1 protein-coding gene is annotated in these 845 nt (G+C 67.3%); it reads left to right on the forward strand.

Features of this window, described 5'->3' with window-relative positions; translation table 11 throughout:
• Positions 1 to 845 (forward strand): FtsK/SpoIIIE domain-containing protein (locus MKK84_RS20970; protein ID WP_279599632.1); only part of this gene is annotated, 845 nt, incomplete at both ends.

Genomic DNA, 845 nt, shown 5'->3' on the forward strand with positions numbered 1-845 from the left:
AGTCGGTGGCGATCAACACCATGATCCTGTCGCTGCTCTACCGGCTGAAGCCGGAGGAGTGCCGCCTGATCATGGTCGATCCCAAGATGCTGGAGCTGTCGGTCTATGACGGCATCCCGCACCTGCTCTCCCCGGTCGTGATCGACCCCAAGAAGGCGGTGATCGCCCTCAAATGGGCCGTGCGCGAGATGGAGGAGCGCTACAAGAAGATGTCCAAGATCGCGGTGCGGAACATCGACGGCTACAACGCCCGCATGAAGGAGGCCCGCGAGAAGGGCGAGACCATCACGCGCACGATCCAGACGGGCTTCGACCGCCATACCGGCGAGGCGGTGTTCGTCGACGAGGCGATGGACCTGTCGCCGCTGCCGTACATCGTGATCGTGGTCGACGAGATGGCCGACCTGATGATGGTGGCCGGCAAGGACATCGAGGGCGCGATCCAGCGTCTGGCCCAGATGGCACGCGCGGCCGGCATCCACCTGATCATGGCGACCCAGCGCCCGTCGGTGGACGTGATCACCGGCACGATCAAGGCGAACTTCCCGACCCGGATCAGCTTCCAGGTGACCAGCAAGATCGATAGCCGCACGATCCTGGGGGAGATGGGCGCGGAGCAGCTTCTGGGTCAGGGCGACATGCTGTTCATGGCCGGGGGCGGGCGCACGACCCGGGTGCACGGGCCGTTCTGCTCGGACAGCGAGGTCGAGACCGTGGTCGCCCACCTCAAGCGCCAGGGCCGCCCCAGCTACCTCGACGCCGTCACGGCGGACGATGGGCCCGAGGAGCCCGCCAAGGAGGGCGGCCGCTCCGGCCGGGGCTCGAAGAGCGCCGCCGCCGACCGG

The sequence above is a fragment of the Methylobacterium sp. E-065 genome, assembly GCF_022829605.1.
Classification (GTDB): Bacteria; Pseudomonadota; Alphaproteobacteria; order Rhizobiales; family Beijerinckiaceae; genus Methylobacterium.